This is a genomic window from Mycobacterium sp. SMC-21, from assembly GCF_045310825.1.
Classification (GTDB): Bacteria; Actinomycetota; Actinomycetes; order Mycobacteriales; family Mycobacteriaceae; genus Mycobacterium.
Window position 1 is genome coordinate 18877 of the sequence record NZ_JBJIAO010000028.1, and the last position, 14602, is coordinate 33478.

15 protein-coding genes are annotated in these 14602 nt (G+C 67.3%); 8 read left to right on the forward strand and 7 right to left on the reverse strand.

Features of this window, described 5'->3' with window-relative positions; all coding sequences use genetic code 11:
* Positions 1–1623, forward strand: a complete 1623-nt coding sequence (locus tag ACJH6H_RS21855) for an AMP-binding protein (protein WP_406775809.1) — start codon at positions 1–3, stop codon at positions 1621–1623.
* Positions 1624–1626: 3 nt separating this feature from the next.
* Here the strand turns inward: ACJH6H_RS21855 and ACJH6H_RS21860 are convergent, their stop codons facing one another.
* From ACJH6H_RS21860 to ACJH6H_RS21880, 5 genes are all read right to left on the reverse strand, one after another.
* Complete coding sequence (locus tag ACJH6H_RS21860; protein ID WP_061006935.1) at positions 1627–2244, reverse strand: cation transporter; 618 nt, start codon at positions 2242–2244, stop codon at positions 1627–1629.
* Complete coding sequence (locus ACJH6H_RS21865) at positions 2244–2582, reverse strand: helix-turn-helix transcriptional regulator (RefSeq protein ID WP_061006931.1); 339 nt, start codon at positions 2580–2582, stop codon at positions 2244–2246. The genes ACJH6H_RS21860 and ACJH6H_RS21865 overlap by 1 nt, the downstream gene beginning before the upstream one ends.
* 78 nt (positions 2583–2660) lie before the next feature.
* On the reverse strand, positions 2661–3791 hold the full coding sequence (locus tag ACJH6H_RS21870; protein ID WP_406775810.1) for a protein kinase domain-containing protein: 1131 nt from the start codon (positions 3789–3791) through the stop codon (positions 2661–2663).
* Between the two features lie 56 nt (positions 3792–3847).
* Entirely contained in the window at positions 3848–4213 is a 366-nt protein-coding gene (locus ACJH6H_RS21875; RefSeq protein ID WP_135357912.1) for a group 1 truncated hemoglobin, read from the reverse strand.
* A 110-nt stretch (positions 4214–4323) separates the two neighbouring features.
* A complete protein-coding gene (locus tag ACJH6H_RS21880) occupies positions 4324–5331 on the reverse strand; it encodes an oxygenase MpaB family protein (RefSeq protein ID WP_406775811.1) in 1008 nt (335 codons plus the stop codon).
* Positions 5332–5400: 69 nt separating this feature from the next.
* Here ACJH6H_RS21880 and ACJH6H_RS21885 point away from each other — a divergent pair, with 69 nt between their 5' ends.
* From ACJH6H_RS21885 to phoU, 5 genes are all read left to right on the forward strand, one after another.
* Positions 5401–5988, forward strand: a complete 588-nt coding sequence (locus tag ACJH6H_RS21885; RefSeq protein ID WP_133428295.1) for a TetR/AcrR family transcriptional regulator — start codon at positions 5401–5403, stop codon at positions 5986–5988.
* A 132-nt stretch (positions 5989–6120) separates the two neighbouring features.
* Positions 6121–7122, forward strand: a complete 1002-nt coding sequence (locus tag ACJH6H_RS21890; RefSeq protein WP_061002045.1) for an acyl-ACP desaturase — start codon at positions 6121–6123, stop codon at positions 7120–7122.
* Positions 7123–7148: 26 nt separating this feature from the next.
* The gene (gene dusB, locus ACJH6H_RS21895) at positions 7149–8282 is read left to right on the forward strand and encodes a tRNA dihydrouridine synthase DusB (RefSeq protein ID WP_406775826.1); all 1134 of its coding nucleotides are present in this window, start codon (positions 7149–7151) and stop codon (positions 8280–8282) included.
* A gap of 2 nt (positions 8283–8284) precedes the next feature.
* A complete protein-coding gene (locus ACJH6H_RS21900; RefSeq protein ID WP_212813377.1) occupies positions 8285–10384 on the forward strand; it encodes an LCP family protein in 2100 nt (699 codons plus the stop codon).
* A gap of 78 nt (positions 10385–10462) precedes the next feature.
* The gene (gene phoU, locus ACJH6H_RS21905) at positions 10463–11131 is read left to right on the forward strand and encodes a phosphate signaling complex protein PhoU (protein ID WP_212813379.1); all 669 of its coding nucleotides are present in this window, start codon (positions 10463–10465) and stop codon (positions 11129–11131) included.
* Here the strand turns inward: phoU and ACJH6H_RS21910 are convergent.
* The gene (locus ACJH6H_RS21910) at positions 11128–11640 is read right to left on the reverse strand and encodes a MarR family transcriptional regulator (protein WP_212813381.1); all 513 of its coding nucleotides are present in this window, start codon (positions 11638–11640) and stop codon (positions 11128–11130) included. The two genes, phoU and ACJH6H_RS21910, sit on opposite strands and share 4 nt — an antisense overlap.
* A gap of 76 nt (positions 11641–11716) precedes the next feature.
* Here ACJH6H_RS21910 and ACJH6H_RS21915 point away from each other — a divergent pair, with 76 nt between their 5' ends.
* A complete protein-coding gene (locus ACJH6H_RS21915; protein ID WP_212813383.1) occupies positions 11717–12691 on the forward strand; it encodes a zinc-binding alcohol dehydrogenase family protein in 975 nt (324 codons plus the stop codon).
* Between the two features lie 149 nt (positions 12692–12840).
* Positions 12841–13713, forward strand: a complete 873-nt coding sequence (locus ACJH6H_RS21920) for a type IV toxin-antitoxin system AbiEi family antitoxin domain-containing protein (protein ID WP_212813385.1) — start codon at positions 12841–12843, stop codon at positions 13711–13713.
* 110 nt (positions 13714–13823) lie between these two features.
* Here the strand turns inward: ACJH6H_RS21920 and pstB are convergent, their stop codons facing one another.
* The gene (pstB, locus tag ACJH6H_RS21925) at positions 13824–14600 is read right to left on the reverse strand and encodes a phosphate ABC transporter ATP-binding protein PstB (protein WP_020098814.1); all 777 of its coding nucleotides are present in this window, start codon (positions 14598–14600) and stop codon (positions 13824–13826) included.
* Between the last annotated feature and the right edge of the window lie 2 nt (positions 14601–14602).

The window sequence follows — 14602 nt, forward strand, 5'->3', positions numbered from 1 at the left end:
ATGGACCTGAACTCACTGCTTGCCGAGCCGGCCCGGCGGGCCGGCCTCGAAACCCGCGCCCTCGTGGCATTGGTGCGGGCCGGCGCCATCGGCGTCGACCTGCCGCACCGGTTGGTGCAGGTCCTGCTGGTGCTCAACACCTATGGGCCGTTCGGGGCGGCGCCGCGCATCGCCGCGATCCGGCACGGCGCGTATCCGGCGATCGCCGACGAACGCGGGGAACTCACCTACACCGAGTTCGACGAGGCAGTCAACCGGATCGCCAACGCCTTTCGCGCTCGCCTGGCCCCCGGAGATACCGTCGGCATCCTCTGTCGCAATCATCGCGGACCGCTGATCGTGGCGTTCGCCGCGTCCCGCGCTGGGGTCAACGCGGTGTGGCTCAACACGGCATTCTCGGCCCGTCAGGCGGCCGAGGTCGCGAACCGCGAAGGTGTCGACCTGCTGGTGCACGACGTCGAATTCACCGATCTGGTCGCCGATATCGAAGCCAGGCGCGGCACGTTCGTCACCGACATCGACAGTGCCAGTGACGATCTCGACGCCCTCGCGGCCGACGCGTCATCGAAGGCACCGCCGGGACCGGCCAAGCCAGGGAAGATCATCCTGCTGACGAGCGGGACGACGGGCACACCCAAGGGTGCACCCCGCGCCGAGCCGCGCAGCTTCATCCTGCCCGGCGGCCTCCTGGAGCGGCTGCCGATGCGGGCCCGCGAAGCCACCATCATCGGGCCGCCGCTGTTCCACGGCACCGGCCTGCTGATCGCGATCATGACGATCGCCCTCGGCTCGAAGTTGGTGCTGCGCCGCAAGTTCGAGGCTGAGCAGCTGGTCGCCGACATCGAGCGACACAAGGCCACCACGGTGTGCGTCGTGCCGGTAATGCTGCAGCGGGTGATGGGCCTCGGCGACGACACCGTCCGCAGCTACGACACCACCAGCCTGCGCGCGATCTTCTGCGCCGGCTCCCAGCTGCCGGCCGCCGTCGCCACCGCGGCACAGGACCTGCTCGGTGATGTGGTCTACAACCTCTACGGCTCAACGGAAGTGGCGCTCGCGACCATGGCGACGCCGTCCGACATCCGCGAAGCGCCCACCTCGGTCGGCAAGCCGATGCTCGGTTGCCGGATCAAAATCTTCGATGACAACGGCCACGAGGTGCCCACCCCCGGAACGGGCCGGATATTCGTCGGCGCGGCAACACAATTCGAGGGCTACACCGGCGGCGGCACCAAAGAGTTCATCGACGGCCTGATGGCCAGCGGCGACGTCGGGCACTTCGACGACGAGGGTCGTCTGTATATCGACGGCCGGGACGACGACATGATCGTCTCCGGCGGCGAGAACGTCTTCCCGGCCGAGGTCGAGGAACTGCTGGTCACCCACCCGGCCATCGTGGAAGCCTCGGCGATCGGCGTAGACGACGAGGAATTCGGAAAACGCCTGCGCGCCTTCGTCGTCACCGTCAAGGGCACCGAGGTGTCGGAGGCGGAGGTCAAGCAGTTCGTCAAGGACAACCTCGCCCGCTACAAGGTGCCGCGCGAGGTGGTGTTCCTCGACGAGCTGCCGCGCAACCCCACCGGCAAGGTGCTCAAGCGGGATCTGGCAGTACACGACGACTGAGCGTCATCCGCACGAGGCACAGCAGGCGTCGCCCCGCCACGCATTGACGCCTTCTTTGACCGCAATGCCCGCGATCACCAGTGCGGCGATCGGGTCGGCCCAGGACCAGCCGAGGATGGAATTCACCAGTAGGCCGATCAACAGCACGGCCGACAGGTAGGTGCACAGCAGCGTCTGCTTGGAATCGGCCACCGCCGAACGAGATCCGAGCTCCCGGCCGGCCCGGCGCTGCGTATAAGACAGCACCGGCATGACGATGAGGCTCGCCACCGCCAGCACGATGCCGATGGTCGAGTGCTGGGCTTCACCGAAGCCCAGCAGGGCACGGATCGCGTCGATCGTCACGTAGGCGGCCAGCGCGAAGAACGAGAACGCGATGACGCGCAGTGCGGTCTTCTCGCGGGCTTCCGGGTCGGCGCCCGCGAATTGCCAGGCGACCGCGGCGGCCGAGGACACCTCGATCACCGAATCCAGGCCGAAGCCGACCAACGCCGCCGACGACACCCGTGTGCCTTCCGACAGCGCCACGACGGCCTCGATGACGTTGTAGGAGATGGTCGCCGCGACCAGCCACCTGATGCGCCGCGCCAGCTGACCGCGGCGCACGTCGGTGAGTGTCATCAGGTGCACCCGCACGGCTCGCCGTCGGCGCCGACGCACACGCAGTCGGGGTCGACCGCGAGCACCAGTCCCATGAGGTCGTCCAGGGCCCGGCCGATCCGGCGGTCCGCCAGCTCGTATCGCATCCGACGGCCTTCCGGCACCGCCACCACCAGACCGCAGCCCCGCAGGCAGGTGAGGTGGTTGGAGAGGATCTGCCGGGAGACGCCCAGCTGGTCGGCCAGGTCCGACGGGTACCCGGGAACCTTGTTCAGGCTCAGGAGGATTCGGGTGCGCGTCGGATCGGACAGGGCATGGCCGAACCGCGCCAGGGCGTCAGTGTGCTGCAGTGTCGCCATACGGTTGACGGTACATCATTTTCTGTATTCAGGAACCAATGTACCGTCGGACACATCCCGCCGCCAATCACCGCGTCGTCAATGTTTGTTGTGGCCCTTGCCTTTTCCGTTGCCATGACCGTTGGGCGGCGGTGCGTCATCGACCGGCTGTGGCGGAGTCGAAACCGGGGCCGACGTGGACGTCGGGGTCGGCTCAGGCGTGCTCGTCCCGACCGGCGCCGGCGTCGACGGCCGTGACGCGGCGTCGACGATCACCGCGACGACCGTCACCAGCACCACGATGACAGCCGCACCCCAGAGCAGCAGTCGCGAGCTGCGGCGCGGCGCGGCGACCGGCAGCAGCGACGTCGTCGGGTCCGGTAGCGGCTGCCCGAGCACCAGCGTCGGGGGACGACCGGCGGGCACGGCGCCGGACAGGCCGGCACGCATCTCCTCGGCACTGCCGAAGCGCGCCCGCGGGTCGCGGGCCATCGCCCGTTCGACGACGACCGCCAGCGTGGGGTCGACATCGGGACGCAACGCCCGCAGTGGCACCGGATGCCCTTCGGTGACGGCCCGCGCCAGGTCGACGAGGTTGTCCTGCGGAAAGGGCCGCCGGCCGGTGAGTGCCTCGTACCCGACGACCCCGACGGCGTAGAGGTCGTCGGCCACCGTCGCGGGCCGTCCCGACAGCCGCTCGGCGCTGAGATAGCCCATCGTGCCGACCACCTGGCCGGCCACGGTGTGGTTCGAGTCGGCGCTCTTGGCGATGCCGAAATCGGCGATCTTCGCCGCTCCCGAATCGGCCAGGAGGATGTTTCCGGGCTTGATGTCGCGGTGCAGAATGCCTGCCGCGTGGGCCGCGGCCAGCGCCGAGAGCACGCCGTCGAGGACGGCTCGGACCACGTGTTGGGGCAGCGGACCCGCGGCGATCACGTCGGCCAACGTCCGTCCCGGCAGCCGTTCCATGACGATGAACGGGGTGCCGTCCTGCTCGCCGTAATCGTGCACCGCGACGACGTGCGGATGGTTCAGCCCGGCCGCCGCGCGGGCCTCGACCTGGAAGCGATGCCGGAAGTCTGGCTGTGCACTCAGCGGCGCATGAAGCAGTTTGACGGCCACCGGACGCTGCAATTGGGCGTCCCACGCGTCGCGGACCTCCGCCATACCGCCGTGGCCCAGCGTCCCCCGCAATTGGTAGCGGTTGGCGAGAACCCCGGGATAAGGCATGACTCCACGCTAGCCCGCCTCGACCGACCCGCCGAGTCTGGTGCGGGCAGGGTCCGTCAGGCGCTCTTGGCGGTGACGATGTCGCCGGCCAGCGGCGCGATGGCGGCCATGATCCGCTGCACGGTCCGTGCCGGAACGCCCGCGGCGGCCAGGCTTTCACTCAGATACGCGGCCACCAGGTTGAAGTGCTGCCGGGAAATGCCGCGCCCGCGGTGGATGTCCCGCATGGAAGCGCCGGTATAGGGCTCGGGACCACCCAGGGCCGCGGCGAAGAACTCGACCTGCCGGCCTTTGAGCCGTGACATGTTGGCGCCGGCGAAGAAGCCGGCGAGTTCGGGGTCGGCCAGTACGCGCTCGTAGAAGTCCGCCACCACCTGTTCGAGCGCTTCGGCTCCTCCGATCTGCTCATAGATGCTCGTCATGCACCGAGCCAACACCCGCCGTGTTGCCTATCCATTGCTCGACGGTGACCCAGCGACTAAATCGGCCTCACAGACCCCTCGAATTGCTGCGAGTACGGAAAGTGCCTGGGTCAGTCCACAATTGGGCAGTAGAACTGCGGCTGACCCCGATATTCGAGCGGCGGCAGGTTACGCGCGGGCGTCTCCACCAGCGGCGAGTCGACGGGAAGCCGGCCGGAGGCGCGGTCCATCGCCGACCGCTTGCGCGGATGCATCAGCCTGCGCTTCGGGCCGTACTTCGAGACCAACGTGATCACCTGGCACAGCCGGTCGTGCACCCACTGCTGCCGCGCGGACCACGAGTAACCCATCAGCTCGCGCACCGGCGGGTCGTAGAGGGCCACCGTCATGAAAGTCAGGAAGCGCTGCATCACCTTGAGGTTCTGCGCCCACAGCCAGTCCGGAATCCATTGCAGCGACGGATGTTTGGGCATGGTCGACAAATCCATGACCTCGCGCGCCGCATAGTTGTTCTCCAGGACGTTGCGGCACATGTGATCCCAGTAGACCTCGAAGTCCTCCCAACTCTTCGGCACGGGCCGCATGCTCATGCCGTACATGCGGTACCACTGCACGTGCTCGTCGAACAGCTGTCGCTTGTCGGCCTCGGAGATGCCGCCGCCGAATTTCTCGGCAGCCAGCAGAGTGGATTTGAAGAACGTCGAGTGGGCCCAATAGAAGACGTCGGGGTTCAGCGCGCTGTAGCGGCGACCCCGCTTGTCGACGCCCTTGATCCCGATGTGATAGTCCCGCACCTCGGCGCCGGTCTTGGGCGCACGGTCACCGTCGAAGACGACGCCGCCGATCGGATAGATCGACCGCAGGAGCCGCGGAATCCGCTCCATGAAGAAGATCGAATGTTCCTCCACCGCCGCGCCGAGCTGCGGATGCATGTTCTGCATGGAGCCGGCCCACGTGCCCTGGAACAGCCCGGTCCACTGGCCGAAGTACTTCCACGTCAGCGAGTCAGGGCCCAGCGGCACCGCGTCGTAGCCGCCGGGCGAAGCCGGGCAGCCGACCGCCGCCACGGGGGCAGATTCGCTGGTCACTGGGCATGTGTCGGAAGTATTTTGGGTCACCGGCATTCTTTCCTGGATGTCAGCGGGTATCCTGACTACACGCGTTGTCAGCCACAGCTTAGGAGTCACGTGCCTTCCGGTCAACGACAGGGCCGCTGGTCTGCCGTCCCACTGGCGGACCGCCCGACGCGGCGTCGCGAGGCGCTCATCGAAGCCGGCATCGCCGCGCTCGGCCATGCCGACGGCCCCGCGGCGACGGTGCGGGCGGTGTGCCGCACCGCCGGCCTGACCGAGCGCTACTTCTACGAGAGCTTCACCGACCGCGAGGATTTCGTCCGCGCCGTGTACGACGAGGTGTGCACGACGGCCATGGCGGCGCTGACCACATCGCAAAGCCCCCGCGACGCCGTCGAACGGTTCGTCACGATGATGGTCGACGACCCCACGCGCGGCCGCGTCCTGCTCATCGCGCCGGCGCAGGAACCCGTACTCACCCGCTCGGGCGCGGACTGGATGCCGAGCTTCATCGAACTGCTGCAGCACAAGATGTTCCCCGGCGGCGATCCCGCGCGGCGGGCGCTCGAGGCCACCAGCCTGATCGGCGCCCTCACCGCACTGTTCACCGGGTACCTGGGCGGCAAGCTGCCGGTCACCCGCGAGCAGTTCGTCGATTACTGCGTCGACATGCTGATGAGCCGGGTGCCCTCACACCGGTAACACCTAACGAGCGCCGACATCACAGTTCAGAATCACCGGTCGGACATGCGTCACAGCAACTTGATGTCACTACCCGACACAGATACTCTGACTGCTACCAACAGGTACAGATACATCGCACCGGGAGGCGCCATGACAGCCGACTACACGGACCTGCAGCTCCTGCACGAGCTGGAGCCGGTCGTCGAGACGCTCGTCGACCGCCACATGAGCATGCGGAAAGACTGGAACCCGCACGACTACATCCCCTGGAAAGAGGGCAAGAACTACTACGCCCTCGGCGGCCAGGACTGGGATCCGGATCAGGCCAAGCTCTCCGAGGTCGCCCAGACCGCCATGGTCCAGAACCTGCTGACCGAGGACAACCTGCCGTCCTACCACCGCGAGATCGCGATGAACATGGGCATGGACGGAGCCTGGGGCTACTGGGTGAACCGCTGGACCGCCGAGGAGAACCGCCACGGCATCGCGTTGCGCGACTACCTCGTGGTCACCCGCAACTGCGACCCGGTCGAGCTCGAGGAACTGCGCGTCGAGCAGGTCACGCGCGGCTTCTCGCCCGGCCAGAACCTGCAGGGCGACCTGTTCGCCGAGAGCCTGTTCGACTCGGTCATGTACGTCTCGTTCCAGGAGCTGGCCACCCGCGTCTCGCACCGCAACACCGGCAAGGCCTGCAACGACCCCGTCGCCGACCAGCTGCTGCAGCGCATCTCCGGCGACGAGAACCTGCACATGATCTTCTACCGCGACGTCTCGGCCGCCGGCCTGGACATCAACCCGAACCAGGCGATGGCCTCGCTGCACCGCATCGTCGAGAACTTCAAGATGCCCGGGTACACCGTGCCCGACTTCCGCCGCAAGGCCGTCATCATCGCCGTCGGCGGCGTCTACGACCCGCGCATCCACCTCGACGACGTCCTCATGCCGGTGCTCAAGAAGTGGCGCATCTTCGAGCGCGAAGACTTCACCGGTGAAGGCGCGCGCCTGCGCGACGACCTGGGCCGGATCATCAACGAGCTCGAGGACACCTGCGCGAAGTTCGAGGTGGCCAAGGAACGTCGTCTGGAGCGCGAGCGCAAGGTCGCCGAGAAGAAGGCGATGAAGAACCTACTGGTGTCGACATCAGCGTCGTAAGTCCGGAACGAGACACGGCCCGATCCCTGCGGATCGGGCCGATCTCGTTGCGCTCTCCGGTCGTCCTCGCCCCCATGGCGGGTGTGACGAACGTCGCCTTCCGGACGTTGTGCCGCGAGCAGGAACTGGCCCGGGTGGGCACGGTCAGCGGCCTGTACGTCTGCGAGATGGTCACCGCGCGCGCCCTCGTCGAGCGCAATGCCGCGACCATGCACATGACGACGTTCGCGCCCGAGGAGTCGCCCCGCTCGCTGCAGCTTTACACCGTCGACCCGGCCACCACGTACGCTGCGGCCAAGATGATCGTCGACGAGAACATGGCCGACCACATCGACATGAACTTCGGCTGCCCGGTGCCCAAGGTGACGCGCCGCGGCGGCGGTTCGGCCCTGCCCTACAAACGCAAGCTGTTCGGCCAGATCGTCGCGGCAGCCGTCCGCGCGACCGAAGGCACCGACATTCCCGTCACCGTGAAGTTCCGGATCGGGATCGACGACGCCCACCACACGCACCTCGATGCCGGCCGGATCGCCGCCGAGGAAGGTGCCGCGGCAGTCGCACTGCATGCCCGCACCGCCGCGCAGCGCTACTCCGGCACCGCCGACTGGGACCAGATCGCCGCATTGAAAGCGCACGTCACCGGCATCCCGGTGCTCGGTAACGGCGACATCTTCGACGCCGACGACGCACTGCGGATGATGGCCGAGACCGGCTGCGACGGCGTCGTCATCGGCCGCGGCTGCCTGGGCCGGCCCTGGCTGTTCGCCGAACTGTCGGCCGCCTTCAACGGCCAGCCCCGCCCCACCCCGCCGACGCTCGGCGAGATCGGGGACATCATCCGCCGGCACGGCCAGCTGCTCGCCGATCATTTCGGCGAGGACAAGGGCATGCGCGACATCCGCAAGCACGTCGCCTGGTACCTGCACGGGCTGCCCGCCGGCGCTGAGCTGCGTCGCGCACTGGCCCTGGTGAAAACCCTGGCCGAACTCGACGAGCTGCTCACCCAACTGGATTCCGATGTGCCGTTCCCGGACTGCGCAGAGGGCCCACGAGGCCGGCAGGGGTCGCCGGGTTCCGTGGTGCTGCCCGAAGGCTGGCTGGACGACCCCGACGACTGCACGGTGCCGTTCGGCGCCGACATGGTCAACTCCGGCGGGTAAACGTGAGCGACCGCGACCGGACCACCCCCGGTGAGGGTGACGGCGATGCTGCCGGCGACAACCCCTGGGTAACCCGTACGACGCGGGCCGCGGGCCCCGTCCGGGCGCCGTGGGAACGGGCCGGTCGCCTGCAGAGCCAGCCGGACGACGAGAGCGCGGACGACGAGGAAACCGGTAGCCACGGCGGCGGTGGCGTCACCGTCGCCGAACTCATCGCCCGGCTCTCGGGCGGCGCGGTCCCGTCAGCACCTGTCATCGAGGCACCCGCACCACCCGAGCCACCGAAGCCCCAGCGGCCCGCGCCGAAGCCGGCGCCGGCGCCACGGAACGCGCCGAAGCTCGAGCCCGTCGCCCCGCCAGCGGCCGAGGAGCCGGCGCGCACCGCTCGCCGTCGAGTCGAATCCGAGCCCGTCACAGAGGTTTTCGGCGCGCCGCTGGCCGACCCCGACGCGCTGCCCGAACGGCCGCGGGCCGTGGTGCGCACGGACGTCCGGAACTACATCGACCATCCCGAGCGGCCGGCGCACATCGACGCGCCCCCACCGGTCGATCACCACACCCGCCACCGGTTCGCGGTTGCCGGTCGCATCCTCATGGCGTTGGCGGCCGTCATCGCGCTGTCGATGACCGGCGCCGCCTGGCAGTGGCAAAACATCAAGAACAACAACATGAACCGGGTCTCGGCGCTGGACCTCAACTCCCGCGACATCATCGACCCCAACGCGCAGTTCGGCGACGAGAACTTCCTGATCGTCGGCGTGGACAGCCGCTACGGCCAGAACGCCGACATGGGTGCCGGCACCACCGAAGACGCGGGCGGCACCCGCTCCGACACGATCATGCTGGTGAACATCCCGGCGAACCGCAAACGTGTTGTGGCGGTGTCGTTCCCGCGCGACCTGGCCATCAAGTCGACACAGTGCGAAGCCTGGGATCCGAAGACCGGCGGCTACGGGCCCATCTATGACGAAGACACGAAAAGCTATGGGCCCGACCAGGTTTACACCGAGACCAAGCTGAATTCGGCCTACTCGTTCGGTGGGCCGAAGTGCCTGGTGAAGGTGATCCAGAAGCTGTCCGGCCTGTCGGTGAACCGGTTCATGGCAGTCGATTTCGCCGGCTTCTCCAAACTCGTGGACGCCGTCGGCGGCGTCGAGGTCTGCAGCAGCACACCGCTCGAGGACTACGAACTGGGCACCGTGCTGGAGCACTCCGGCCGCCAGGTCATCGACGGTCACACCGCGCTGCAGTACGTGCGCGCCCGCCAGGTCACCACCGAGGTCAACGGTGACTACGGCCGCATCAAGCGCCAGCAGATGTTCCTGTCCTCCCTGCTGCGGTCGATGATCTCCAAGGACACGTTCTTCAACATCGGCAAGCTCAACAACGTCGTCAACCTGTTCATCAACGACTCCTCGGTCGACAACGTCACCACCAAGGACCTGGTGCAGCTCGGCCAGTCCATCCAGGGCGTCAGCGCCGGCCGCGTCACCTTCGTCACCGTGCCCACCGGCGTCACCGACTCCGAGGGCAACGAACCGCCGCGGGTCGACGACATGCGCGCGCTGTTCGACGCGATCATCAACGACGAACCGCTGCCCGAGGAACGCAACTCCGACAACACCCCGGTCCCCGCCACGTCGGCTGCCCCCAGCAGCACCGCGGCCACCCCGGACGGCGAAGAGGTCAACACCACGACGACCGACCCGAGCCAGGTGACGGTCCGGGTGTCCAACTCGACCGGGCAGGACGGCCTGGCCGCGACGGCGACCAAGGAACTCGAGCAGCACGGCTTCACGGTCAACTCGCCGGACGACTACCAGGGCCAGGTGACGTCGACGACGGTGTTCTACTCGGCAGGGCACGAACAGGCCGCCGCGACCGTGGCGTCCACGTTGCCCAATGCCCACGTCGAGCGGGTGTCGGGCCTGGGAGACGTGGTGCGCGTGGTGCTCGGGACCGATTTCACCGCGGTGGGAACCCCGGCCGCCAGCGGTTCAGCCGCCCAGATGCGGGTGACCCATGGCAGCCTGTCGGGTGAGCCGACCAAGCTGCCGGAAGACCTCAGCATCACCAACGCGGCCGACACCACCTGCAAATAGCATCTGACCTGTCCCATTCACCGGCCGTTCATTGCCAGATCACGGCATGTCCAAGGGCCAGAAAGTAGTCTGGAGCCCATGCGTACCGCGTACCACGAGCAGCTTGAAGGCCTGACCAACCGCCTCGGAGAGATGTGCGGCCTGGCCGGCGTTGCCATGGAGCGCGCGACCCAGGCCCTGTTGCAGGCCGATCTGGTGCTGGCCGAGCAGGTCATCTCCGACCACGAGCACATCTCCGCCCTGAGCGCGCAGGCCGAGGAACAGGCCTTCGTCCTGCTGGCCCTGCAGTCCCCCGTCGCCGGTGACCTGCGGTCCGTCGTCGGGTCCATCCAGATCGTCGCCGACGTCGACCGCATGGGTGCGCTGGCGCTCCACGTCGCCAAGATCGCCCGCCGCCGGCACCCGCAGCACGCGCTGCCCGAGGAGGTCAACGGCTACTTCGCCGAAATGGGCCGCCTCGCAGTCGAATTGGGCAACACCGCGCAAGAGGTGCTGCTCACCCGGGACCCGGAGCGCGCGGCCCGCATCCAGGAAGAAGACGACGCGATGGATGACCTGCACCGTCATCTGTTCAGCGTGATGATGGACCGCGAGTGGAAGCACGGCGTGACCGCGGCGGTCGACGTGACGCTGCTCAGCCGCTTCTACGAGCGCTTCGCCGACCACGCCGTCGAGGTCGCGCGGCGGGTGATCTTCCAGGTCACCGGCCGGTTCTCCGACGACGACGGCCTGCCCACCATCAGCTAGGCCCGTTCGGCGGGTACCAGCCGCACGCCGTCGCGGCCGGCGGCCAGCAGGTCCTGCAGCATCTTCTCCAGCACCGACAGTTCCGCGGCGGTGTAGCGCGACAGGAAGTCGTGCCGGCCGGCGTCCATCTCGTCGTGCATGCGCTGGTGTACCTCGATGAGGCGTTTTCCATCCGCGGTGGGGGTCAGCTGCAGCTCTTTGCGGTTGCCCGGCACCGGTGTGCGGGTCACGAGCCCGGCGTCGACGAGTCTTTGGACGTGCTTCGACACCGTGCCCTTGAGCTGCCCGGCGCGGGCGGCCAGGCCCACCACACTGATCGGGCCGTCAGCGAGCTCCGCCAGCAGATGCAGGCCCAGGGTGGGCAGCTCACGCACGGTGCGTTCCAGCCGCGGCGGGCAGTGCGCGGCGAGGTAGTCGCGCTCGGCATCAACCTCGTCGGTGTCGAACTTGTCCCCCACCGCGCCGACCAACGCACTGATGTCGGCGATCAGCGCGGATTTGGTTTTCATGGAAACCATCTTGCCATCCGGCGAGCCATCGGCATATAGTTTCCACAGAAACCATATTCTGAGTCGAGGAGCGCACATGAAGGCAGCGGTCGTGCACGAGTGGGGCCAGCAGCCCCGGTACCTGGATTTCCCCGAGCCCCAGCCGCGCGACGGCGCCGTCGTCGCCACCGTTGAGGCGTCGGCGCTGACCAACCTCAGTCGCATGGTCATCATGGGAAAGCACTACAGCAGCAAGGAGGTTCAGCTCCCCGCCATCGCCGGGGTCGACGGCGTCGCCCGCCTCGACGACGGCTCACGGGTGTACACCGGATCGCTCGCCCCGTACGGGCTGATGGCCGAACGCACCCTCGTCGTCCCGGCCGGCGCCGTCCCGGTGCCCGAGCACGTCGACTCGGTGACCGCGGCGGCGGTGCCCAACCCCGGCATGTCGGCGTGGATGAGCCTGGACTACGCGGCCCAGACCAAACCCGGCGACCACGTGCTGGTCCTCGGCGCCACCGGCGTCACGGGATCAGTGGCAGTGCAGTTGGCCAAGTTCGTCTTCGGGGCGGGACGCGTTGTGGTGGCCGGCCGCAACCCCGAACGGCTGGAGTGGCTCCGCACCGTCGGAGCCGACGACGTCATCGCGCTCGGCACCGACGATCTCGCGGAAAGCGTTGTGGCCCAACACTCGGCGCGGCCGTTCGACGCCGTCATCGACTACCTGTGGGGCACACCCGCGGAGCAGACGCTGACCGCCCTGGCCGCCGCGCATCCGTCGACCCATTTCCACGCCACGCGCTTCATCCAGGTCGGTTCGATGACCGGCGCGAGCATCAGCGTCGACGCCGCGACGTTGCGCAGCACGGGCATCACGCTTCAAGGCGTGGGCATCGGCAGCGTCCCGCCCGAGGCCCTGCAGCGCGCCCGCACCGAAGGCCTGCCCCGGATGTTCGCGATGCTCGACGCCGGTGAGCTGCAGCTGACCACCGCCGCCCGTCCCCTCGCCGACATCGAAAACGTCTGGGCGGCAAAGGAACCCTCCGGCACCCGCGTCGTCATCACGCCGTAGGACGCAGTTGGGTCACCTCCCCTCGCGAGCAGACGCAAAACTGTCGTTTTCGAGCGAAAAATGACAGTTTTACGTCTGCTCGCGGAGTTATCCACAGGGCTGGAGGCCGGATGCTGGCGGCGATGGGATGCGGCCGCCACCATCGACGCATGACGCTCGAAGACGTATTCGCCGTCCACAACGGCGTTGCGACAGCACAGCAGTTGCTCGCGACGATGACCGATCGGGCACTCGCACGCAGAGTCCGGGAGGGAGAAGTCTTCCGGGTGTGCCACGGCGTCTACTCCGCGCGGCCTCCAGACACGACAAGCCGGCTCAGAGCACTGGACCTGCTGTCCGACGTCCCCATCGTCGCCTGTATGAATACTGCTGCCGCGATGTACGGCTTCGATACCGAACAGGACGATCGCACCCACATCCTCGACCCGGGCGTGCGCATACGGACTTCGCTCGACCTCATCGTGCACCAGCGAATTGGCGCGCCGCTCAAGAAACTTGACGGCCGACTCGCCACCGCGCCCGCATGGACAGCGATAGAAGTCGCCCGGACACTGAAACGTCCGCGGGTGCTGGCGGTATTGGATGCCGCTCTCCGCAGCGGCACCTGCAGCAGGGCGGAACTGCTGCAGGCCCTTGAGGAACAACGTGGCCGTCGCGGCGTGGTCAATGTCCGGGAGCTGCTGCCACTGGCTGACGCGCGAGCCGAGTCTCCAATGGAATCCGAGATGCGGTTGGTCTTCATCGAATGGCAGCTTCCGACTCCCGAATTGCAGTACGAGGTACGCGATCTCCACGGTCAACTATGGCGACTCGATTTCGCCTGGCCCGAATACCGCGTGGCAGCTGAGTACGACAGTATGGAATGGCACTCGAATCCCGCTGCGGTCAAACATGATCGCATCAAGACGGCACGGCTACAGGAAATGAGCTGGACCAGCGTTCCGGCTGTCGTCGACGACATCAGGCAATACCCGGTCGAGCTGTGCACAAGAATCAGACGTCACTTTGATCGCGCGGCATGAGTTCCTGCGCGAACAGACGCAAAACTGTCAAGTTTCAACCAAAAACGACAGTTTTACGTCTGCTCGCGAGAGAAAGTGACCGCGAACCCCCGCGCATATCCGCGGGCGACCTAACCGAAGCGGCCGGAGATGTAGTCCTCGGTGGCTTTCTTGGACGGGTTGGAGAAGATCTTCTCGGTGTCGTCGATCTCGATCAGCTGGCCGGGCTTGCCGGTGGCCTCGAGATTGAAGAACGCGGTCTGGTCGCTGACACGCGCTGCCTGCTGCATGTTGTGCGTGACGATCACAATTGTGAAGTCCTGCTTCAGTTCTGCGATCAGGTCCTCGATGGCGAGCGTCGAGATCGGGTCCAGCGCCGAGCACGGCTCGTCCATCAGGAGCACGTCGGGCTGCACCGCGATGGCGCGGGCGATGCACAGACGCTGCTGCTGACCACCGGAGAGACCACCACCGGGCTTGTCGAGGCGGTCCTTGACCTCGTTCCACAGGTTGGCGCCCTTGAGCGACCGCTCGGCGACCTCGTCGAGCGTCTTCTTGTTGCGCACGCCCTGCAGCTTCAGCCCGGCCACCACGTTGTCGCGAATGGACATGGTGGGGAACGGGTTCGGGCGCTGGAACACCATGCCGATGGTCTTGCGCACGCCGACGGGGTCCACGCCGGGGGCGTAGATGTCGTCACCGTCGAGCAGCACCGATCCGGTGGCGCGGGCGCCGGGGATGACCTCGTGCATGCGGTTGAGGGTGCGCAGCACCGTCGACTTACCGCAGCCCGACGGCCCGATGAACGCCGTCACGCTGCGCGGCTCCACCGACAGGCTGACGCTCTGCACGGCGTGGAACGAGCCGTAGTAGATGTTGAGATCTTTGAGATCCAGACGCTTGGCCATTG

What these genes read in the sequence shown, in the direction of transcription:
- ACJH6H_RS21865 (WP_061006931.1), bottom strand. Translation starts at nt 2,582, where the DNA reads ATGGCGACACTGCAGCACACTGACGCCCTGGCGCGGTTCGGCCATGCC.
- ACJH6H_RS21890 (WP_061002045.1), top strand. Translation starts at nt 6,121, where the DNA reads ATGACAGCCGACTACACGGACCTGCAGCTCCTGCACGAGCTGGAGCCG.
- ACJH6H_RS21915 (WP_212813383.1), top strand. Translation starts at nt 11,717, where the DNA reads ATGAAGGCAGCGGTCGTGCACGAGTGGGGCCAGCAGCCCCGGTACCTG.
- ACJH6H_RS21855 (WP_406775809.1), top strand. Translation starts at nt 1, where the DNA reads ATGGACCTGAACTCACTGCTTGCCGAGCCGGCCCGGCGGGCCGGCCTC.
- ACJH6H_RS21870 (WP_406775810.1), bottom strand. Translation starts at nt 3,791, where the DNA reads ATGCCTTATCCCGGGGTTCTCGCCAACCGCTACCAATTGCGGGGGACG.
- ACJH6H_RS21920 (WP_212813385.1), top strand. Translation starts at nt 12,841, where the DNA reads ATGACGCTCGAAGACGTATTCGCCGTCCACAACGGCGTTGCGACAGCA.
- ACJH6H_RS21860 (WP_061006935.1), bottom strand. Translation starts at nt 2,244, where the DNA reads ATGACACTCACCGACGTGCGCCGCGGTCAGCTGGCGCGGCGCATCAGG.
- ACJH6H_RS21910 (WP_212813381.1), bottom strand. Translation starts at nt 11,640, where the DNA reads ATGAAAACCAAATCCGCGCTGATCGCCGACATCAGTGCGTTGGTCGGC.
- phoU (WP_212813379.1), top strand. Translation starts at nt 10,463, where the DNA reads ATGCGTACCGCGTACCACGAGCAGCTTGAAGGCCTGACCAACCGCCTC.
- pstB (WP_020098814.1), bottom strand. Translation starts at nt 14,600, where the DNA reads ATGGCCAAGCGTCTGGATCTCAAAGATCTCAACATCTACTACGGCTCG.
- ACJH6H_RS21875 (WP_135357912.1), bottom strand. Translation starts at nt 4,213, where the DNA reads ATGACGAGCATCTATGAGCAGATCGGAGGAGCCGAAGCGCTCGAACAG.